This is a genomic window from Streptomyces sp. 2-1 (assembly GCF_048564895.1).
In the GTDB taxonomy this organism is placed as follows: Bacteria; Actinomycetota; Actinomycetes; order Streptomycetales; family Streptomycetaceae; genus Streptomyces; species Streptomyces phaeochromogenes.
Window position 1 is genome coordinate 3916334 of the sequence record NZ_CP183383.1, and the last position, 15285, is coordinate 3931618.

General features: G+C 69.1%; 15 protein-coding genes. 8 read left to right on the forward strand and 7 right to left on the reverse strand.

Annotated elements, in window-relative coordinates; translation table 11 throughout:
• The first annotated feature begins 53 nt into the window (after positions 1-53).
• The 3 genes from ACN20J_RS17270 (at position 54) to ACN20J_RS17280 (ending at position 3444) form a co-directional block, all read left to right on the forward strand.
• Positions 54-1481 (forward strand): MFS transporter, encoded by a 1428-nt coding sequence (locus ACN20J_RS17270; protein ID WP_189837956.1) that lies wholly within the window; start codon positions 54-56, stop codon positions 1479-1481.
• A 119-nt stretch (positions 1482-1600) separates the two neighbouring features.
• Positions 1601-1807 carry a hypothetical protein gene (locus tag ACN20J_RS17275; protein ID WP_189837955.1) on the forward strand — a complete coding sequence of 69 codons (207 nt, stop codon included), beginning with the start codon at positions 1601-1603 and terminating at the stop codon, positions 1805-1807.
• 212 nt (positions 1808-2019) lie between these two features.
• On the forward strand, positions 2020-3444 hold the full coding sequence (locus ACN20J_RS17280) for a cation:dicarboxylate symporter family transporter (protein WP_419666253.1): 1425 nt from the start codon (positions 2020-2022) through the stop codon (positions 3442-3444).
• A gap of 101 nt (positions 3445-3545) precedes the next feature.
• On the opposite strand, the gene ACN20J_RS17285 is transcribed toward ACN20J_RS17280, so the two are convergent.
• Entirely contained in the window at positions 3546-4478 is a 933-nt protein-coding gene (locus tag ACN20J_RS17285) for a DUF4394 domain-containing protein (protein WP_189837953.1), read from the reverse strand.
• Between the two features lie 309 nt (positions 4479-4787).
• Positions 4788-6170 carry a glycine--tRNA ligase gene (locus tag ACN20J_RS17290; RefSeq protein WP_055613410.1) on the reverse strand — a complete coding sequence of 461 codons (1383 nt, stop codon included), beginning with the start codon at positions 6168-6170 and terminating at the stop codon, positions 4788-4790.
• Between the two features lie 230 nt (positions 6171-6400).
• Here ACN20J_RS17290 and ACN20J_RS17295 point away from each other — a divergent pair, with 230 nt between their 5' ends.
• The 5 genes from ACN20J_RS17295 (at position 6401) to ACN20J_RS17315 (ending at position 12385) form a co-directional block, all read left to right on the forward strand.
• Positions 6401-7363 (forward strand): metal ABC transporter substrate-binding protein, encoded by a 963-nt coding sequence (locus ACN20J_RS17295; RefSeq protein WP_190227972.1) that lies wholly within the window; start codon positions 6401-6403, stop codon positions 7361-7363.
• A 22-nt stretch (positions 7364-7385) separates the two neighbouring features.
• Positions 7386-8183, forward strand: a complete 798-nt coding sequence (locus ACN20J_RS17300) for a metal ABC transporter ATP-binding protein (protein ID WP_190227971.1) — start codon at positions 7386-7388, stop codon at positions 8181-8183.
• Between the two features lie 5 nt (positions 8184-8188).
• Positions 8189-9103 carry a metal ABC transporter permease gene (locus ACN20J_RS17305; RefSeq protein WP_055613413.1) on the forward strand — a complete coding sequence of 305 codons (915 nt, stop codon included), beginning with the start codon at positions 8189-8191 and terminating at the stop codon, positions 9101-9103.
• A 59-nt stretch (positions 9104-9162) separates the two neighbouring features.
• Positions 9163-9582 carry a Fur family transcriptional regulator gene (locus tag ACN20J_RS17310; protein WP_189837949.1) on the forward strand — a complete coding sequence of 140 codons (420 nt, stop codon included), beginning with the start codon at positions 9163-9165 and terminating at the stop codon, positions 9580-9582.
• A 373-nt stretch (positions 9583-9955) separates the two neighbouring features.
• On the forward strand, positions 9956-12385 hold the full coding sequence (locus ACN20J_RS17315; RefSeq protein ID WP_419666254.1) for a M4 family metallopeptidase: 2430 nt from the start codon (positions 9956-9958) through the stop codon (positions 12383-12385).
• 79 nt (positions 12386-12464) lie between these two features.
• On the opposite strand, the gene ACN20J_RS17320 is transcribed toward ACN20J_RS17315, so the two are convergent.
• The 5 genes from ACN20J_RS17320 to ACN20J_RS17340 are packed head-to-tail and all read right to left on the reverse strand — an operon-like array spanning position 12465 to position 15230.
• Positions 12465-13313: an isoprenyl transferase gene (locus ACN20J_RS17320; protein WP_361910378.1), complete on the reverse strand. Its 849-nt coding sequence runs from the start codon at positions 13311-13313 to the stop codon at positions 12465-12467.
• A 58-nt stretch (positions 13314-13371) separates the two neighbouring features.
• Positions 13372-14118 (reverse strand): DNA repair protein RecO, encoded by a 747-nt coding sequence (gene recO / locus ACN20J_RS17325; protein ID WP_055613416.1) that lies wholly within the window; start codon positions 14116-14118, stop codon positions 13372-13374.
• Positions 14119-14140: 22 nt separating this feature from the next.
• Complete coding sequence (locus tag ACN20J_RS17330; protein WP_361896354.1) at positions 14141-14755, reverse strand: DUF1266 domain-containing protein; 615 nt, start codon at positions 14753-14755, stop codon at positions 14141-14143.
• A gap of 35 nt (positions 14756-14790) precedes the next feature.
• The gene (locus ACN20J_RS17335) at positions 14791-15006 is read right to left on the reverse strand and encodes a hypothetical protein (RefSeq protein ID WP_055613418.1); all 216 of its coding nucleotides are present in this window, start codon (positions 15004-15006) and stop codon (positions 14791-14793) included.
• Positions 15003-15230 carry a hypothetical protein gene (locus ACN20J_RS17340; RefSeq protein WP_189838536.1) on the reverse strand — a complete coding sequence of 76 codons (228 nt, stop codon included), beginning with the start codon at positions 15228-15230 and terminating at the stop codon, positions 15003-15005. The genes ACN20J_RS17335 and ACN20J_RS17340 overlap by 4 nt, the downstream gene beginning before the upstream one ends.
• Between the last annotated feature and the right edge of the window lie 55 nt (positions 15231-15285).

Here is a 15285-nt window from a genome sequence, read left to right on the forward strand (position 1 = left end):
ACAGGATAAAGAGACTCTGGTACCAGCCTAAGAGGGGGAGCACTCTCGACAGCGTGACCGAAACCCTCGCTTCCCGTACAGCCCGCTCCACCGTTGTCCCACCCGTGCTCGGCGGGCTCGGACTCTTCACCGTGCTGCTCGGCGCGGCCCTGCCCCTCATCGACTTCTTCATCGTGAACGTCGCCCTGCCCACGATCGGCCACGACCTGGCCGCGGGCGACGCGGTCCTGGAACTCGTCGTCGCCGGATACGGCGTCGCGTACGCCGTGCTCCTCGTCCTCGGCGGGCGACTGGGCGACATGTTCGGCCGACGGCGGCTGTTCCTCGGCGGGATGATCGCCTTCGGGCTGACCTCGCTGGCCTGCGGGCTCGCGCCGAGCGCGTGGACGCTCGTCGCGGCGCGTGTCGCGCAGGGCGCGGCCTCGGCTGCGATGCTCCCGCAGGTCCTCGCCACCATCCAGTCGGCGACCCAAGGCCCGCGCCGCGCCAAGGCGATGGGCCTGTACGGGGCCACGGCCGGGCTCTCCATGGTGGCCGGGCAGATCCTCGGCGGCGTCCTCGTCGCGGCGGACATCGCGGGCACCGGCTGGCGCGCGGTCTTCCTGGTGAACGTGCCGGTCGTGCTGGTGGGCCTCTTCCTGGCCGCCAAGGCCGTGCCCGAGACCCGCTCGCAGCACCCGGCGCCGGTGGACGGCCCCGGCACCGCCCTGCTGGCCATCGCCCTGGTGTCCCTGCTCGCCCCGCTGACCGAGGGCCGGGCGTCGGGCTGGCCCCTGTGGACGTGGGTGTCCCTGGCGGTGTTCCCGGTCGCGGCGACGGCCTTCTACCTCGTCGAGCGGCGGGCGGAACGGCTGGGCCGCACCCCGCTGGTCCCACCGAGCCTGTTCTCCAACCTCCCCCTGCGCCGGGGCCTGGTGATGATCCTCCCCTTCTCGATCGGCTTCAGCGGCTTCATGTTCGTCATCGCGGTGGCGCTGCAGCAGGGGGTCGCCCTGAGCCCGGTCCGCGCGGGCCTCACCCTGGCCCCGATGGCGGTGTCCTTCTTCGTGGTCTCGCTCCTGGGCCCGCGGCTGGTGGCCCGGTGGGGCACGCGGGTGGTGACCGCGGGCGGCCTGGTCCAGGCAGTCGGCGTGGCCGTCCTCGCCCTCACCGTGTGGAGCTCCTGGCCCCACGTCGGCGGGCTCGAACTCTGGCCCGGCGTGATCATCGCGGGTGCCGGTCAGGCCCTCCAACTCCCCATCCTCTTCCGCGTCATACTCTCCGAGGTCCCCCCGGCCCGCGCCGGCGTGGGCAGCGGCGTCATGATCACCGCCCAGCAGTCCGCCCTGGCCCTGGGTGTGGCCACGCTCGGCACCCTTTTCCTGACGCTCACGCCGGGCCACGGCATGCGGGACGCCCTGGTCACGACGCTTCTCGTCCAGCTCGCCGGGGTCGCACTGACCACCGGGCTGAGCCTGCGACTGCCCCGCGCCATCGCCTGAGTGGACGGAACAGTGCGCGGAATTCGCACACAACTCACCACAGTTGTGTCCCTGTTGATGTTGTTCTTGCTGCACACTCCTTAGCGCGCGCAAGCGGAGCGCGACCACCAGGAGGCGTCATGCTGCAGATCAACACCAGCAAGGTGAGCCGCTGGGACCAGCACGGCCGCGAGCACATCGTCCGAGTCCAACGCACGGGCGTGCAGCGGACGATCAGATGCGACACCTGCGGCTGGCGGAAGGCCGCCCAGTTCCTGCCCTGGCTCAAGGCCGAGGAGCATCTCGCGGAGGCACACCAGGCAACAGTGGATCCGTCGGAGGCCTGAGGGAGCACCGACCGAACACGGTCACAGCGCGGCGCGGTGGGGGTCTACCCGGACCCCCACCGCGCCGCGCTCTCCGTTTTTTGGAGCAACATCCAAGATTTGGCCCGATCCGCGGCCGGGTTCTTCTGCGGATCACACGAGCGGGGCATAGTGACGACGGTCACCATGCGGAAGTTCTTTTCCGCATGACAGAAGTCGCTTGGAGGAACACCGTGCCACCGTCTGTACCGTCCCTGCCGCGACGCGCCGTCCGCAAGCTGCGGACCTCGCTGTTCGCGCAGGTCGCCTGCGCACTCGTCCTCGGAATCCTCGTCGGAAAGCTGTGGCCGGACATCGCCACGGCCGCCCAGCCCCTCGGCGACGGGTTCATCCGGCTCATCAAGGCGGTGATCTCGCCCCTGGTGTTCTGCGTGGTGGTCGTCGGCATCACCAAGGCCGGTGATCTCAAGGCGTTCGGACGGATCGGACTCAAGGCCCTGATCTGGTTCGAGGTCGCGACCACGTTCGCGTTGCTGTTCGGGCTGGTCGCCGGGAACCTCGTCCAGCCCGGCGCCGGTATGAACGTCGACCCGTCGAAGCTGGACGCCTCCGCGGTCGACGAGAAGACCGGTGGCGGCTCGCTGCCCTCGACCAGCGAGTTCATCCTGCACTCCCTGCCCGACAGCGCGGTCGGCGCCTTCGCCGAGAACTCGCTGCTGCAGGTCCTGGTGCTGGCCTGTCTGACCGGCGCCGCGGTGCTCCACCTCGGCCACACCAAGGTGCCCGCGATCCTGCCCGCCGTGCAGCAGGCCCAGGAGATCGTCTTCGCGATAGTCGGCTTCGTCATGAAGCTCGCCCCGCTCGCGGTCTTCGGCGCCACGGCCCACCTGGTCGGTCAGTACGGGGTCGGTGTCATGTCCACGTACGGCAAGCTCATCCTCGTCTGCTACGCGACCGCGCTGATCTTCCTGCTGCTGCTCGCCGTCGCCCTCAAGGCGGTCGCGGGCGTCAGCCTGTGGAAGTTCGTCCGCTACACCCGCGAGGAGATGCTGCTCGCACTCGGCACCGCGTCCAGCGAGACCGTCATGCCCCGCATGATGCAGAAGCTCCGCCACGCCGGCTGCCGCGACGACGCGGTGGGCCTGGTCCTGCCGACCGGGTACTCCTTCAACCTCGACGGCGCCTCGATCTACCTCTCCGTCGGCACCCTCTTCATCGCCCAGGCCGTCGGCGTGGACCTCTCCCTGGGCCAGCAGATCACCGTCGTACTGATCCTGATGCTGACCAGCAAGGGAATGGCGGGCGTGCCGGGTTCGGCGTTCCTCGCCCTGTCCGCGACCGCCTCCGCGCTCGGGGTCATCCCCGTGGGAGCCGTCGCCCTGCTCCTCGGCGTGGACCGCATCATGGACTCGATGCGCGTCGCCACCAACCTGCTCGGCAACTGCGTCGCAGTCTTCGCCGTCTCCCGCTGGGAGGGCGCCCTGGACTCGGCTCGCGCCAAGAAGGTGCTCGACGGCGAACTCCCGTTCGTGGAGGAGGAGCAGGAGGAGAAGGGCGCGAAGGGCGCGCCCTCGAAGTCTCCCGCCCCCGAGGGCTCGGACGCGCTCCCCGCCCAGCCCACCGCCCTCACCAAGCAGCCCGCCACCGAAGGAAGTTGACCGGACAGGACATGACGGGACGGGTGGCGGCCGACGGACTTCACCGTCCGTCGGCCGCCACCCGTCAACTGCCCTTCATCACAGGCCAGTTACCGCCCTGATCAGCCCTGGTTCAAGGGCAGCGCGACATCCACCACCTGCCGCCCGTGCGGGAACGAGCCCAGCGAACTCAGCTTCCCCGTCAGCAGGTTGACCCGGAACGACTTGCCGCCCGTCACCGCGTACCCGGTGTTGGTCCCGTTCCGCGCCGAACTGTAGATGTCGAAGCCGGAGTTCAGGGGCGCGTCGACGCCCAGCTTGCCCGTAGGCGCGAGGTTGCCCGCGTTGGCGGGCGACTGCACCGACACCTGGTCCAGCGTGGTGTCGAGGTCGAAGAGGGTGGTGGCCGTCGTCGCGTCGAGGTCGTTGTTCGTGTACGCGGCCCCGGTCACGCCCAGCGCGGTGGCACCCGGGTTCGGGGGCACCGGCGGGTTGGTGAGGGTGCCGTCGACGGCGGTGGTGCCGGGAGCCGGTGCACCGGCCGGGTCGTCGAGGTTGTGGCGGAGGTTCTGCCCGGTGTCGCTGATGACCCGGAGCCGGTTGGCGGCCGGGTTGAAGTCGACGCCGAAGGCCTTGCCCTGGAGGGCCACGCTGAGCTGCGAGACCTTGGTGGCGCGGGCGCCCGCCTCACGGATCGTGTAGATGCCGCCCCGGTCCCCGACCGCGTACAGCTTCCGGTTCTGGACGCGGTAGTCGATGCCGACCAGCGACTTGTCGCCCTTGAGCCCGTCGACCTTCCCGAGCGGCACCGCGGCACCCGGCCGGTCGACGCGGAACAGGACGAGCTTCTGGTCCGCGGTGAGCCCGACGGCCCGCAGCCCGCTGGGCGCGAGCGCCTCCGGCAGCCCGCCCCCACCACCCTTGGCCTCGACCCCGGCTCCGGAGCCGGAGCCACCCTTCTCCGTCGACCCGCCCAATGCCCCGGCACCGACGGCACCGACCGTCCCGAGCGCCACCGCCATCGCCAGTACGCCCATGACTGCTTGCTTGCGCATCCGTACCCCCGTGAAGGTGCCGGCCCGCCCCCTGCGGACCGTCTGCCCCCTCCTTCGGAACCCCCGGCCTCCCGGATTGCAAAAACCCCGGTTCCATTACATCCGTTACGGACGTAACAAAACCGGGGCATTTGAAAGGGGTCCGCACCCCTTCTTCCTCAGGGGCGCGGACCCCTCCGCTTCAGAGCCGCGGCAACCTACTGCTTTCAGGGGCGCGGGGAACTGCGCAACCAGCCACGACGAACCCGCAGTCGGCAGCGAACACCAGCCACGCAGACACTCACCCGCAAAGCAGCCAGCGGCCGGCGACTAGCAGCCGATGAGGCGGCTCGCCAGGTACCCCTCGATCTGGTCCAGCGACACGCGCTCCTGCTTCATCGAGTCCCGCTCGCGAACGGTGACCGCGTTGTCGTCGAGCGTGTCGAAGTCCACCGTCACGCAGAACGGCGTACCGATCTCGTCCTGCCGCCGGTAACGACGGCCGATGGCCCCGGCGTCATCGAAGTCGATGTTCCAGTTCTGACGAAGCGCGGAGGCGAGCCCCTTCGCCTTCGGCGACAACTCGGGGTTGCGCGACAGCGGAAGCACCGCGACCTTCACCGGCGAAAGCCGGGGGTCGAGCCGCAGAACGGTCCGCTTCTCCATCTTGCCCTTGGCGTTGGGCGCCTCGTCCTCGACGTACGCGTCCAGCAGGAACGCGAGCATCGCGCGGCCGACACCGGCCGCCGGCTCGATGACGTACGGGGTCCAGCGCTCGCCGGCCTCCTGGTCGAAGTAGGAGAGGTCCTGGCCGGAGGCCTTGGAGTGCGCGGACAGGTCGTAGTCCGTGCGGTTGGCGACGCCCTCCAGCTCACCCCACTCGTTGCCGCCGAACTGGAAGCGGTACTCGATGTCGGCGGTGCGCTTCGAGTAGTGCGAGAGCTTCTCGGCCGGGTGGTCGTACCAGCGCATGTTCTCCTCGCGGAGGCCGAGGCCGGTGTACCAGTTCCAGCGCTCCTGCATCCAGAACTCCTGCCACTTCTCGTCCTCGCCCGGCTTGACGAAGAACTCCATCTCCATCTGCTCGAACTCGCGGGTCCGGAAGATGAAGTTGCCGGGCGTGATCTCGTTGCGGAAGGACTTGCCCATCTGCGCGATGCCGAACGGCGGCTTCTTGCGCGAGGTCTGCTGGACCTGGGCGAAGTTGGTGAAAATGCCCTGCGCGGTCTCGGGGCGCAGGTAGGCGACGGAGCCGCTGTCCTGGGTGGGGCCGAGGTGCGTGGAGAGCAGGCCGGAGAACTGCTTGGGCTCGGTAAAGGTGCCCTTGTTGCCGCAGTTGGGGCAGTTGAGGTCGGCCAGGCCGTTCTCGGGGGTGCGGCCGTGCTTGGCCTCGTACGCCTCTTCAAGGTGGTCGGCGCGGTACCGCTTGTGACACGAGGTGCACTCGGTGAGCGGGTCGGAGAACGTGGCGACGTGGCCGGAGGCCACCCAGACCTCGGTCGCCAGGATCACGGACGAGTCGATACCGACGACGTCCTCGCGCGACGTCACCATGTAGCGCCACCACTGGCGCTTGATGTTCTCCTTGAGCTCGACACCCAGCGGCCCGTAGTCCCAGGCGGCTCGCTGGCCGCCGTAGATCTCACTGCACGGGTAGACGAAGCCACGGCGCTTGCTCAGGCTGACGATGGTGTCGATCTTGTCGGCGGCCACGGTGCTCTCTTCATTACGACGACGGGCGACGAAGCGGTTGCTTCACAGCGATTGCTTCAGAGCGAATGCTTCAGATTACCGGCGGCCCCTGCCCCCGGATCAAATCGGTTGGGGTCCTGGCCGCACACCGTCCCCACCCCTCGCGCCACACCCCTCCCATATCGGGATGAAGCCCAGATCACAAGACGCGTTATTGACAATCGTTTCCAGACTTGTTGAAAATGGGTGTCATGAACGTACGACGACGTCTTGTATCCGGCACCGCGGTCGCCGCTGCCACCGCCCTGGGTCTCGGGCTCCTCTCCGCCTGCTCGTCCGAGTCCAACGCGGCCGACGGCAACAGCGGGAAGCTCGACGTCGTGGCGTCGTTCTACCCGTTGCAGTTCATAGCCGAGCGAATAGGCGGGGAGCACGTCAGCGTGAGCACGCTGACCGAGCCCGGCCAGGAGCCGCACGACCTGGAGATCAGCGCCAAGCAGACCGCGCAGCTCCAGGAGTCGGACGTGGCCCTCTATCTGAAGAACCTCCAGCCCTCCGTCGACGACGCGGTCGCCCAGTCCGAGATCAAGACGAAGATCGACGCGGCCACCCTCACCAGCCTGGAGAAGCACGGCAACGAGGTCGGCGGCCACGCGGCCGAGCACGACGACCACGAGGGCGAGGAGGGCTCCGGCGAGGACCCGCACATCTGGCTCGACCCCGTGAAGTACGCCGAGGTCGCCGAGGGTGTGGGCAAGGCCTTCGAGAAGGCCGACCCGGACAACGCGGCGGACTACAAGAAGAACACCGCGGCCCTGGTGAAGAAGCTGGACGCCCTCAACACGCAGTTCGAGGACGGCCTCAAGAACACGAGGACGAAGGTCTTCATCACCACGCACGCCGCCTTCGGCTATCTCGCCGAGCGCTACGGCCTCACCGAGGAGGCCATCAACGGCCTGGACCCGGAGAGCGAGCCCAGCGCCAACCGCGTCAAGGACCTTGAGAAGATGGCCAAGGCCGACGGCGTCTCCACGGTCTTCTACGAGACCCTCGTCAGCGACAAGACCGCGAAGACCATCGCCGCGGACGCGAACCTCAAGACCGATGTGCTCGACCCGATCGAGGGCATCACGAAGAAGTCCCGCGGTGACGACTACTTCCAGGTGATGGAGTCCAACCTCAAGGCGCTGCAGTCGGCACTGGGCGCGAAGTGACCAACCCCCGGAGGGTGGCGGTATGAAGGACGGCGGCACGAGGGACGAGCCCGGCGCATCGCCGGTCATCTCCCTGCGCGGTGTGACGGCCGAGCTCGGCTCACGCCCCGTCCTGCGCGGTATCGACCTCACCGTGAACCGCGGTGAGGTCGTCGCGCTGCTCGGCGCCAACGGCTCCGGCAAGTCGACGGCCGTCCGTACGGTCATCGGCCAAGTGCCGGTCACCAGCGGCGAGATCGAGCTGTTCGGCACCCCGCGGCGCCGCTTCCGCGACTGGTCGCGCGTGGGCTACGTACCGCAGCGCACGACCGCCGCAGGCGGGGTGCCCGCCACGGTGACCGAGGTGGTGTCCTCCGGGCGGCTGTCCCGGGCCCGCTTCGGTGTCCTGCGCAGGGCCGACCGCGAGGCGGTCCAGCGGGCCATCGGTCTGGTCGGCCTCGCGGACCGTGCCAAGGACTCGGTGAACGCGCTGTCCGGCGGGCAGCACCAGCGCGTACTCATCGCCCGTGCCCTCGCCGCCGGGCCCGAGCTGCTGATCATGGACGAGCCGATGGCAGGTGTGGACCTGGCCAGCCAGGAGGTCCTCGCGGAGACCCTGCGCGAGCAGGTCGCCCAGGGCGCCTCCGTCCTGCTCGTCCTGCACGAACTGGGCCCGCTGGAGCCGCTGATCAACCGCGCGGTCGTGCTGCGCGACGGCTGCGTCATGCACGACGGCCCGCCCCCGCAGGCGCTCGGCCAGCACGCGCTGCCCGGCCACGACCACGTACACCCCCACGCGGCTCACGACGCCGAACCGATCCGGACGGGACTGCTGAGCTGATCGCCATGAACCTCGAAATCCTCGATTACGCCTTCATGCAGCGGGCCCTGCTCGCCGCGGTCCTCGTCGGTATCACCGCGCCCGCCGTCGGCATCTACCTCGTGCAGCGCCGCCAGGCCCTGCTGGGCGACGGCATCGGCCATGTCGCGATGACCGGCGTCGGCCTCGGCTTCCTGCTCTCCTGGTCCCCGGTGTGGATGGCGACGGCCGTCTCCGTGGTCGGCGCGATCCTGATGGAACTGATCCGCTGGTACGGCAAGACGCGCGGCGACATCGCGCTGGCGATGCTCTTCTACGGGGGCATGGCGGGCGGTGTGATGTTCATCAACCTCGCGCCCGGCGGCTCCAACGCCAACCTGACCTCGTACCTCTTCGGGTCGCTCTCCACGGTCTCCGAGGAGGACGTGACGGCGATCTGTCTGCTGGCGGCCTTCGTCGTGCTCGTCACGGTCGGGCTGCGGCGGCAGCTGTTCGCGGTGAGCCAGGACGAGGAGTTCGCGCGGGTCACCGGGCTGCCGGTGCGCGCCCTGAACCTGCTCACGGCCGTCACCGCGGCGGTCACCGTCACGGTCGCCATGCGGGTCGTGGGCCTGCTGCTGGTCTCCGCGCTGATGGTGGTGCCGGTGGCCGCCGCGCAGCAGCTCAGCCGCAGTTTCGCCGCGACGTTCGCGATCGCGGTGGCGATCGGGGTGAGCGTGACCATCGGTGGCACGGTGACCTCGTACTACCAGGACGTGCCGCCGGGTGCGACGATCGTCCTGCTGACCATCGGCGTGTTCATCCTGCTCACGGCGTTGGCGACACCACTGGCCCGGCGCAGGGCGCGGGCCGCCGCGCAGGCCGCGGCCCAGGAGGCCGGCGATCCGGCGGAGTGCGCGATTCCGGCCACGCGCGCACCCACCGGAAAGGTCGGCGTCTGACTGCGCCCGGTCCGGGCTGGCACAATGGCCCGGCAAGCCGCAGACGTTTGGAGGCAACGGTGACTACCGCTGGACCGCCCGTTCGGGGCCGTTCCACCCGGCAGCGTGCCGCCGTGGCGGCGGCGCTCGACGAGGTGGACGAGTTCCGCAGCGCCCAGGACCTGCACGACATGCTCAAGCACAAGGGCGACTCCGTCGGGCTGACCACGGTGTACCGCACGCTGCAGTCCCTTGCCGACGCCGGCGAGGTCGATGTCCTGCGCACGTCGGACGGCGAGTCCGTGTACCGCCGCTGCGCGAGCGGCGACCACCATCACCACCTCGTGTGCCGTGTCTGCGGCAAGGCCGTCGAGGTGGAGGGTCCGGCCGTGGAGAAGTGGGCGGAGGCCATCGCGGCGGAGCACGGCTATGTGAGCGTGGCCCACACGGTGGAGATCTTCGGCACCTGCGCGGAGTGCGCTGCGCGCGCCAAGGGGTAGGCAGGGAGCGGGAGTTCGCTTTCGGGTGCGGGTCGGTCGGGGTTGCTCGCGCAGTTCCCCGCGCCCCTAAAAGATTGCGCAGTTCCCCGCGCCCCTGAAAAGTGGGGCCGCGCCTGAAAAGCAGGGCCGCGTCCCTGGAACAAAGCAGCCGGTCGGCGTTCATTCGTCGGCCGGCTGAGTCATGCCCGGTTGTGGTCGGCCGTGTTTCAGGGTCGCCAAGTCCTCGCCAAGGCAACGCAAAGTAACGCCATGTGACAGAGGGATAACCCTCGACCTCTCCGGGCGCTAATGACATGACCTCATCAACGCTGCCAGTGTTCCCCCAGCCATCCCCCACGTCTCGCGCACCCCCGCCCCCTCATAGGAGTCCCGAGTGAGACGATCCACCAGCAACGCCCCCCACAGATCCGCCAGACCCTCCCGCAGAGCCACCGCGGCCGGCGCACTGGTCGCCACCGCCGCCCTCCTGGCCGTCGGCGTCCAGACCGTCCCGGCCGCCGCCAAGCCCACGCCGCCGAGCCCCAGCCCCCTGCGCACCGGGGCCCAGGAGGCGAAGCTCACCCCCACCCAGCGCACCGCGCTGATCAAGAGCGCGACGCAGAAGACCACGAAGACCGCCACCACCCTAGGCCTCGGCGCCAAGGAGAAGCTGGTCGTCAAGGATGTCGTCAAGGACAACGACGGCACACTGCACACCCGTTACGAGCGCACCTGGGCCGGGCTGCCGGTGCTCGGCGGCGACGTCGTGGTGCACACCCCGCCCGCCTCACAGGCCTCGGGCACGGTGAGCAGCACCTTCAACACCAAGCAGACCATCAAGGTGCCCTCCACCACCCCGGCCTTCAGCAAGTCGGCGGCCGAGACCAAGGCACTCGGCGCGGCCAAGGCCCTGGACGCCGAGAAGGCCACCACCGACAGCGCCCGCAAGGTGATCTGGGCCGGCAGCGGCACCCCGAAGCTCGCCTGGGAGACGGTGATCGGCGGTCTCCAGGACGACGGCACGCCCAGCCAGTTGCATGTCATCACCGACGCCATCAGCGGCAAGGAGCTGTACCGCTACCAGGGCATCAAGACCGGCACCGGCAACAGCCAGTACAGCGGAACGGTCACCATCGGGACCACGCTGTCCGGTTCGACGTACCAGCTGAACGACACCACGCGCGGCACCCACAAGACGTACAGCCTGAACAACGGCACGTCCGGCACCGGCACCCTGATGACGGACGCCGACGACACCTGGGGCACCGGGTCGGGCTCCAACACCCAGACCGCCGGTGTCGACGCGCACTTCGGCGCCCAGACGACCTGGGACTTCTACAAGAACACCTTCGGCCGCAGCGGCATCAAGAACGACGGGGTCGCGGCCTACTCGCGCGTCCACTACAGCACCGCGTACGTCAACGCGTTCTGGGACGACGACTGCTTCTGCATGACGTACGGCGACGGCACGAGCAGCACGCACGCGCTCACCTCGCTGGACGTGGCCGGGCACGAGATGAGCCACGGTGTCACCTCCAACACCGCGAACCTCACCTACTCCGGTGAGTCCGGCGGGCTGAACGAGGCGACCTCCGACATCTTCGGCACCGGTGTGGAGTTCTACGCCAACAACAGCACCGACGTCGGCGACTACCTCATCGGCGAGAAGATCGACATCAACGGCGACGGTACGCCGCTGCGTTACATGGACGAGCCCGACAAGGACGGCTCCTCCTACGACAGTTGGTACTCCGGCATCGGCAGCGCGGACGTCCACTACTCCTCGGGCCCGGCGAACCACATGTTCTACCTGCTCTCCGAGGGCAGCGGCTCCAAGACCATCAACGGCGTGACCTACAACAGCCCGACCTCCGACGGTGTCGCCGTCGCGGGCATCGGCCGGGCCGCCGCCCTGCAGATCTGGTACAAGGCGCTGACGACGTACATGACGTCCAGCACCACGTACGCCCAGGCCCGCACGGCCGCGCTGAACGCCGCCGCGGCGCTCTACGGCAGCAGCTCCACCCAGTACGCCGGGGTCGGCAACGCCTTCGCCGGTGTCAACGTCGGCAGCCACATCACCGTGCCGACGACGGGGGTCACGGTCACCAACCCGGGCAGCCAGTCGTCCACGGTCGGCACGGCGGTGAGCCTGGCGATCACGGCCAGCAGCACCAACAGCGGCACGCTGACGTACGCGGCGAGCGGTCTGCCCAGCGGCCTGTCGATCAGCAGCTCCACGGGCACCATCTCCGGCACTCCGACCACGGCGGGCACGTACAGCACGACCGTCACGGTGACCGACAGCACGGGTGCCACCGGTACGGCGTCCTTCACCTGGACGGTCAGCGCGAGCGGTGGCGGCTCCTGCACCTCGGCGCAGCTCCTGGGCAACCAGGGCTTCGAGTCCGGGAGCACCACCTGGACGGCCACCAGCGGGGTCATCACCAACTCCAGCAGCCAGGCGGCCCGGACCGGCTCGTACAAGGCCTGGCTGGACGGCTACGGCTCGACGCACACCGACACGCTGTCCCAGTCGGTGACGATCCCGAGCGGCTGCACGGGCACCACGTTCACGTTCTACCTGCACGTCGACACGGCGGAGACCACCACCAGCACGCAGTACGACAAGCTGACGGTGACCGCCGGGTCGACGACTCTGGCCACCTACTCGAACCTCAACGCGGCCAGCGGGTACGTGGCGAAGTCGCTGAGCCTGTCGGCCTACGCCGGTACGACGGTCGCGCTGAAGTTCACCGGTGTCGAGGACTCCTCGCTCCAGACGAGCTTCGTGATCGACGACACGGCGGTGACGACCAGCTGACCCCTGTCCCTCCCCGTATGGCAGCGGCACCCGGCGTGGGAGCGCCGGGTGCCGCTGTGTCAGCTCGTATGTGTTGTGCTCAGCCCTCGATGTTGCCCTTCATGTCCCGTTCCATCTCCAGCAGTTGCTCGTTCGGGACGGCTCCGCCGAAGCGGCGGTCGCGGGAGGCGTACTCGACGCACGCACGCCACAGGTCGCGGCGGTCGAAGTCGGGCCACAGGACGTCCTGGAAGACCATCTCGGCGTAACTGGACTGCCAGATCAGGTAGTTGGAGGTGCGCTGCTCACCGCTCGGGCGCAGGAAGAGGTCCACGTCCGGCATGTCCGGGTAGTAGAGGTACTTCTGGATGGTCTTCTCGGTGACCTTGTCCGGGTCGAGCTTCCCGGCGGCGACATCCGCGGCCAACGCCTTCGCGGCGTCGGCGAGTTCGGCGCGACCGCCGTAGTTGACGCAGAAGTACAACGTCATCGCGTCGTTCTTCTGCGTCTGCTCCTGGGCGATCTGGAGTTCCTGGACGACGGACTTCCACAGCTTGGGCATGCGGCCGACCCAGCGGATCCGGATGCCGAGCTCGTCCATCTCGTCGCGGCGGCGCCGGATGACGTCCTTGTTGAAGTTCATCAGGAAGCGGACCTCCTCGGGCGACCGCTTCCAGTTCTCCGTCGAGAAGGCGTACAGCGAGAGGTTCTTGACGCCGAGCTCCAGACAGCCCTTGAGGACGTCCATGACGACGCCCTCGCCGACCCGGTGCCCCTCGGTGCGCGGCAGCCCGCGCTCCTTGGCCCAGCGGCCGTTCCCGTCCATCACGCACGCCACGTGGTTCGGGATCAGCTCGCCGGGGAGCTTGGGCGAGCGGGCGCCGGACGGGTGCGGCTCCGGCGTCTTGTACTCGCGGCGCTGGCGCCCCAGGATCCCGCGTACCACCATGTGCTTCTCGTCTCCTCTTACGTGACGTGCCTACGGGTACTTCTCTGCTTGCTATTGCCTATTTCTCCACGTAACGCAGCGAGCGCAGTCCGCGCTCCAGGTGCCAGTGCAGATAGGCCGACACCAGACCGCTGCCCTCGCGGACGTACCGCGACTCGCAGGCGTCCGCGGTCGCCCAGTCCCCCGTCAGCAGCGCGGCGAGCAGTTCGAGGGCCCCTGCCGAGGGTACGACGCTGCCGGGCACCCGGCAGTCGACGCAGACGGAACCTCCCGCGGCGACCGAGAAGAACCGATTCGGTCCCGGCATTCCGCACTTCGCGCAGTCGCCGAAGCTCGGCGCGTAGCCGTTCACGGCGAGTGAGCGCAGCAGGAAGGCGTCGAGGATGAGGTGCGGCTCGTGCTCGCCCTGCGCGAGCGTCCGCAGCCCGCCGACGAGCAGCAGATACTGCTGCACGGCCGGCTCGCCCTCGTGGTCGGTGAACCGCTCGGCGGTCTCCAGCATGGCCGTCCCGGCGGTGTACCGCGCGTAGTCGGCGACGATCCCGCCACCGTACGGAGCGATCGTCTCGCTCTGTGTGCACAGCGGCAGCCCGCGCCCGATCAGCTCGCTCCCGCGCGCGAAGAACTGCACGTCCACGTGGGAGAAGGGTTCGAGCCGCGCCCCGAACTTCGACTTGGTCCGCCGGACGCCCCGCGCGACGGCCCGCACACGCCCGTGACCGCGAGTGAGCAACGTGATGATGCGGTCCGCCTCACCCAGCTTCTGGGTGCGCAGGACAACGCCGTCGTCGCGGAACAGGCTCATGGGCCCATTCTCGCGTACGGAGTCAGCGGGTGTGGTCGGGGTGGCTGATCGCGTGCCAGGGCGCCATGTTCCACGGGCTGGCCCGGTTCGCGGGGTCGAGCAGGGACTTCAGATGGGCGTCCGAGACGGCCTGCGGGGGCGGGGCGTCCGGGGTGCCCTGAAGGTTCTCCCGCCAGACCATCCTGCCGAGCAGGTAGTGCTCGGCGTACTCGTTCCAGGAGGCGTACGACCTCACCACCGCCGGGACGATGTTCTTGAGCGCGGTCCAGGCGTCGGCCTCGCCGAGCATCCCGCACGCGAAGCCCCGGCGGGTGATGTCGACGTACAGACCCGCGTCCCACGCCAGGGGCTCGACGCCGAGCCGCCGCCGGGCGCCGGCGCGGTAGCCGGTCCGGGCGAGGCCGTCGAGCCGGCCGACCAGTTCCGCGCGTGAGGTGATCTCCCACTGGTCGGCCAGCCAGCGCCCGGCCTTGTCGTCGTCGATGCGGGTGAACGGGTACAGGGTCGTCCGCGAGGCGTCCCGGTCACGGTTCACCGGCGCGCTGAGCGACACCATCCACAGCTGGTGCATGGTCAGCGGCACGGGGTACTTGCGCGCGGCCTTCCGCCTGCGACGTTTCCATATCCATATCGCCATGGCGCAGCACCCTATGACAGGCACCTCCGGGCGTTTCAGGGGACCTCGCCGCGGCTGCGTGCGTTGGCGTACGCGGTGGCCGCGCTGAGACGTTCCGCCGCGGTGGCTCCCCGGACGGTGTCCGGTGCGCAGTCCCACTCCTTGCCGCCGCCGTACGGCCTGAGCTGTACGTAGGGTCCCTCGTGCCCCATCACCACGCCCACCCTTCCCGTCCTCGTGTCGACGACGTACGTCCCGACCTTCGGCTTCATCCCAGCACCGCCGCGAGTCGCGCCGCCGTCTCGACGGAACACCGTCCCAATTCGACGAGCGGACAAGGGGCCTCCCGCGCCAAACTTGCCGGGTCGATCCCGAGTGTCGGCAACTTAATTCCTGCCGTCGCCAGTGCCGCGCGCAATTCCTTCACCGTTTCCTCCGCTTGTTCGACACACGCCGCTGAGTGCTGTGCGCCGTGGCCGATCCCGTCAGCCTTCACGGTGTTCCCCTTTCCAATTGGGTTTCACGCTTTTCATCTCCACGGTGACGCTTGC

Bases quoted from the DNA above. Each gene is read 5' to 3' on its own strand.
- ACN20J_RS17275 (WP_189837955.1), top strand. From the start codon at position 1,601: ATGCTGCAGATCAACACCAGCAAGGTGAGCCGCTGGGACCAGCACGGC.
- ACN20J_RS17285 (WP_189837953.1), bottom strand. From the start codon at position 4,478: ATGCGCAAGCAAGCAGTCATGGGCGTACTGGCGATGGCGGTGGCGCTC.
- ACN20J_RS17295 (WP_190227972.1), top strand. From the start codon at position 6,401: ATGAACGTACGACGACGTCTTGTATCCGGCACCGCGGTCGCCGCTGCC.
- ACN20J_RS17300 (WP_190227971.1), top strand. From the start codon at position 7,386: ATGAAGGACGGCGGCACGAGGGACGAGCCCGGCGCATCGCCGGTCATC.
- ACN20J_RS17305 (WP_055613413.1), top strand. From the start codon at position 8,189: ATGAACCTCGAAATCCTCGATTACGCCTTCATGCAGCGGGCCCTGCTC.
- ACN20J_RS17320 (WP_361910378.1), bottom strand. From the start codon at position 13,313: ATGGTGGTACGCGGGATCCTGGGGCGCCAGCGCCGCGAGTACAAGACG.
- recO (WP_055613416.1), bottom strand. From the start codon at position 14,118: ATGAGCCTGTTCCGCGACGACGGCGTTGTCCTGCGCACCCAGAAGCTG.
- ACN20J_RS17330 (WP_361896354.1), bottom strand. From the start codon at position 14,755: ATGGCGATATGGATATGGAAACGTCGCAGGCGGAAGGCCGCGCGCAAG.
- ACN20J_RS17335 (WP_055613418.1), bottom strand. From the start codon at position 15,006: ATGAAGCCGAAGGTCGGGACGTACGTCGTCGACACGAGGACGGGAAGG.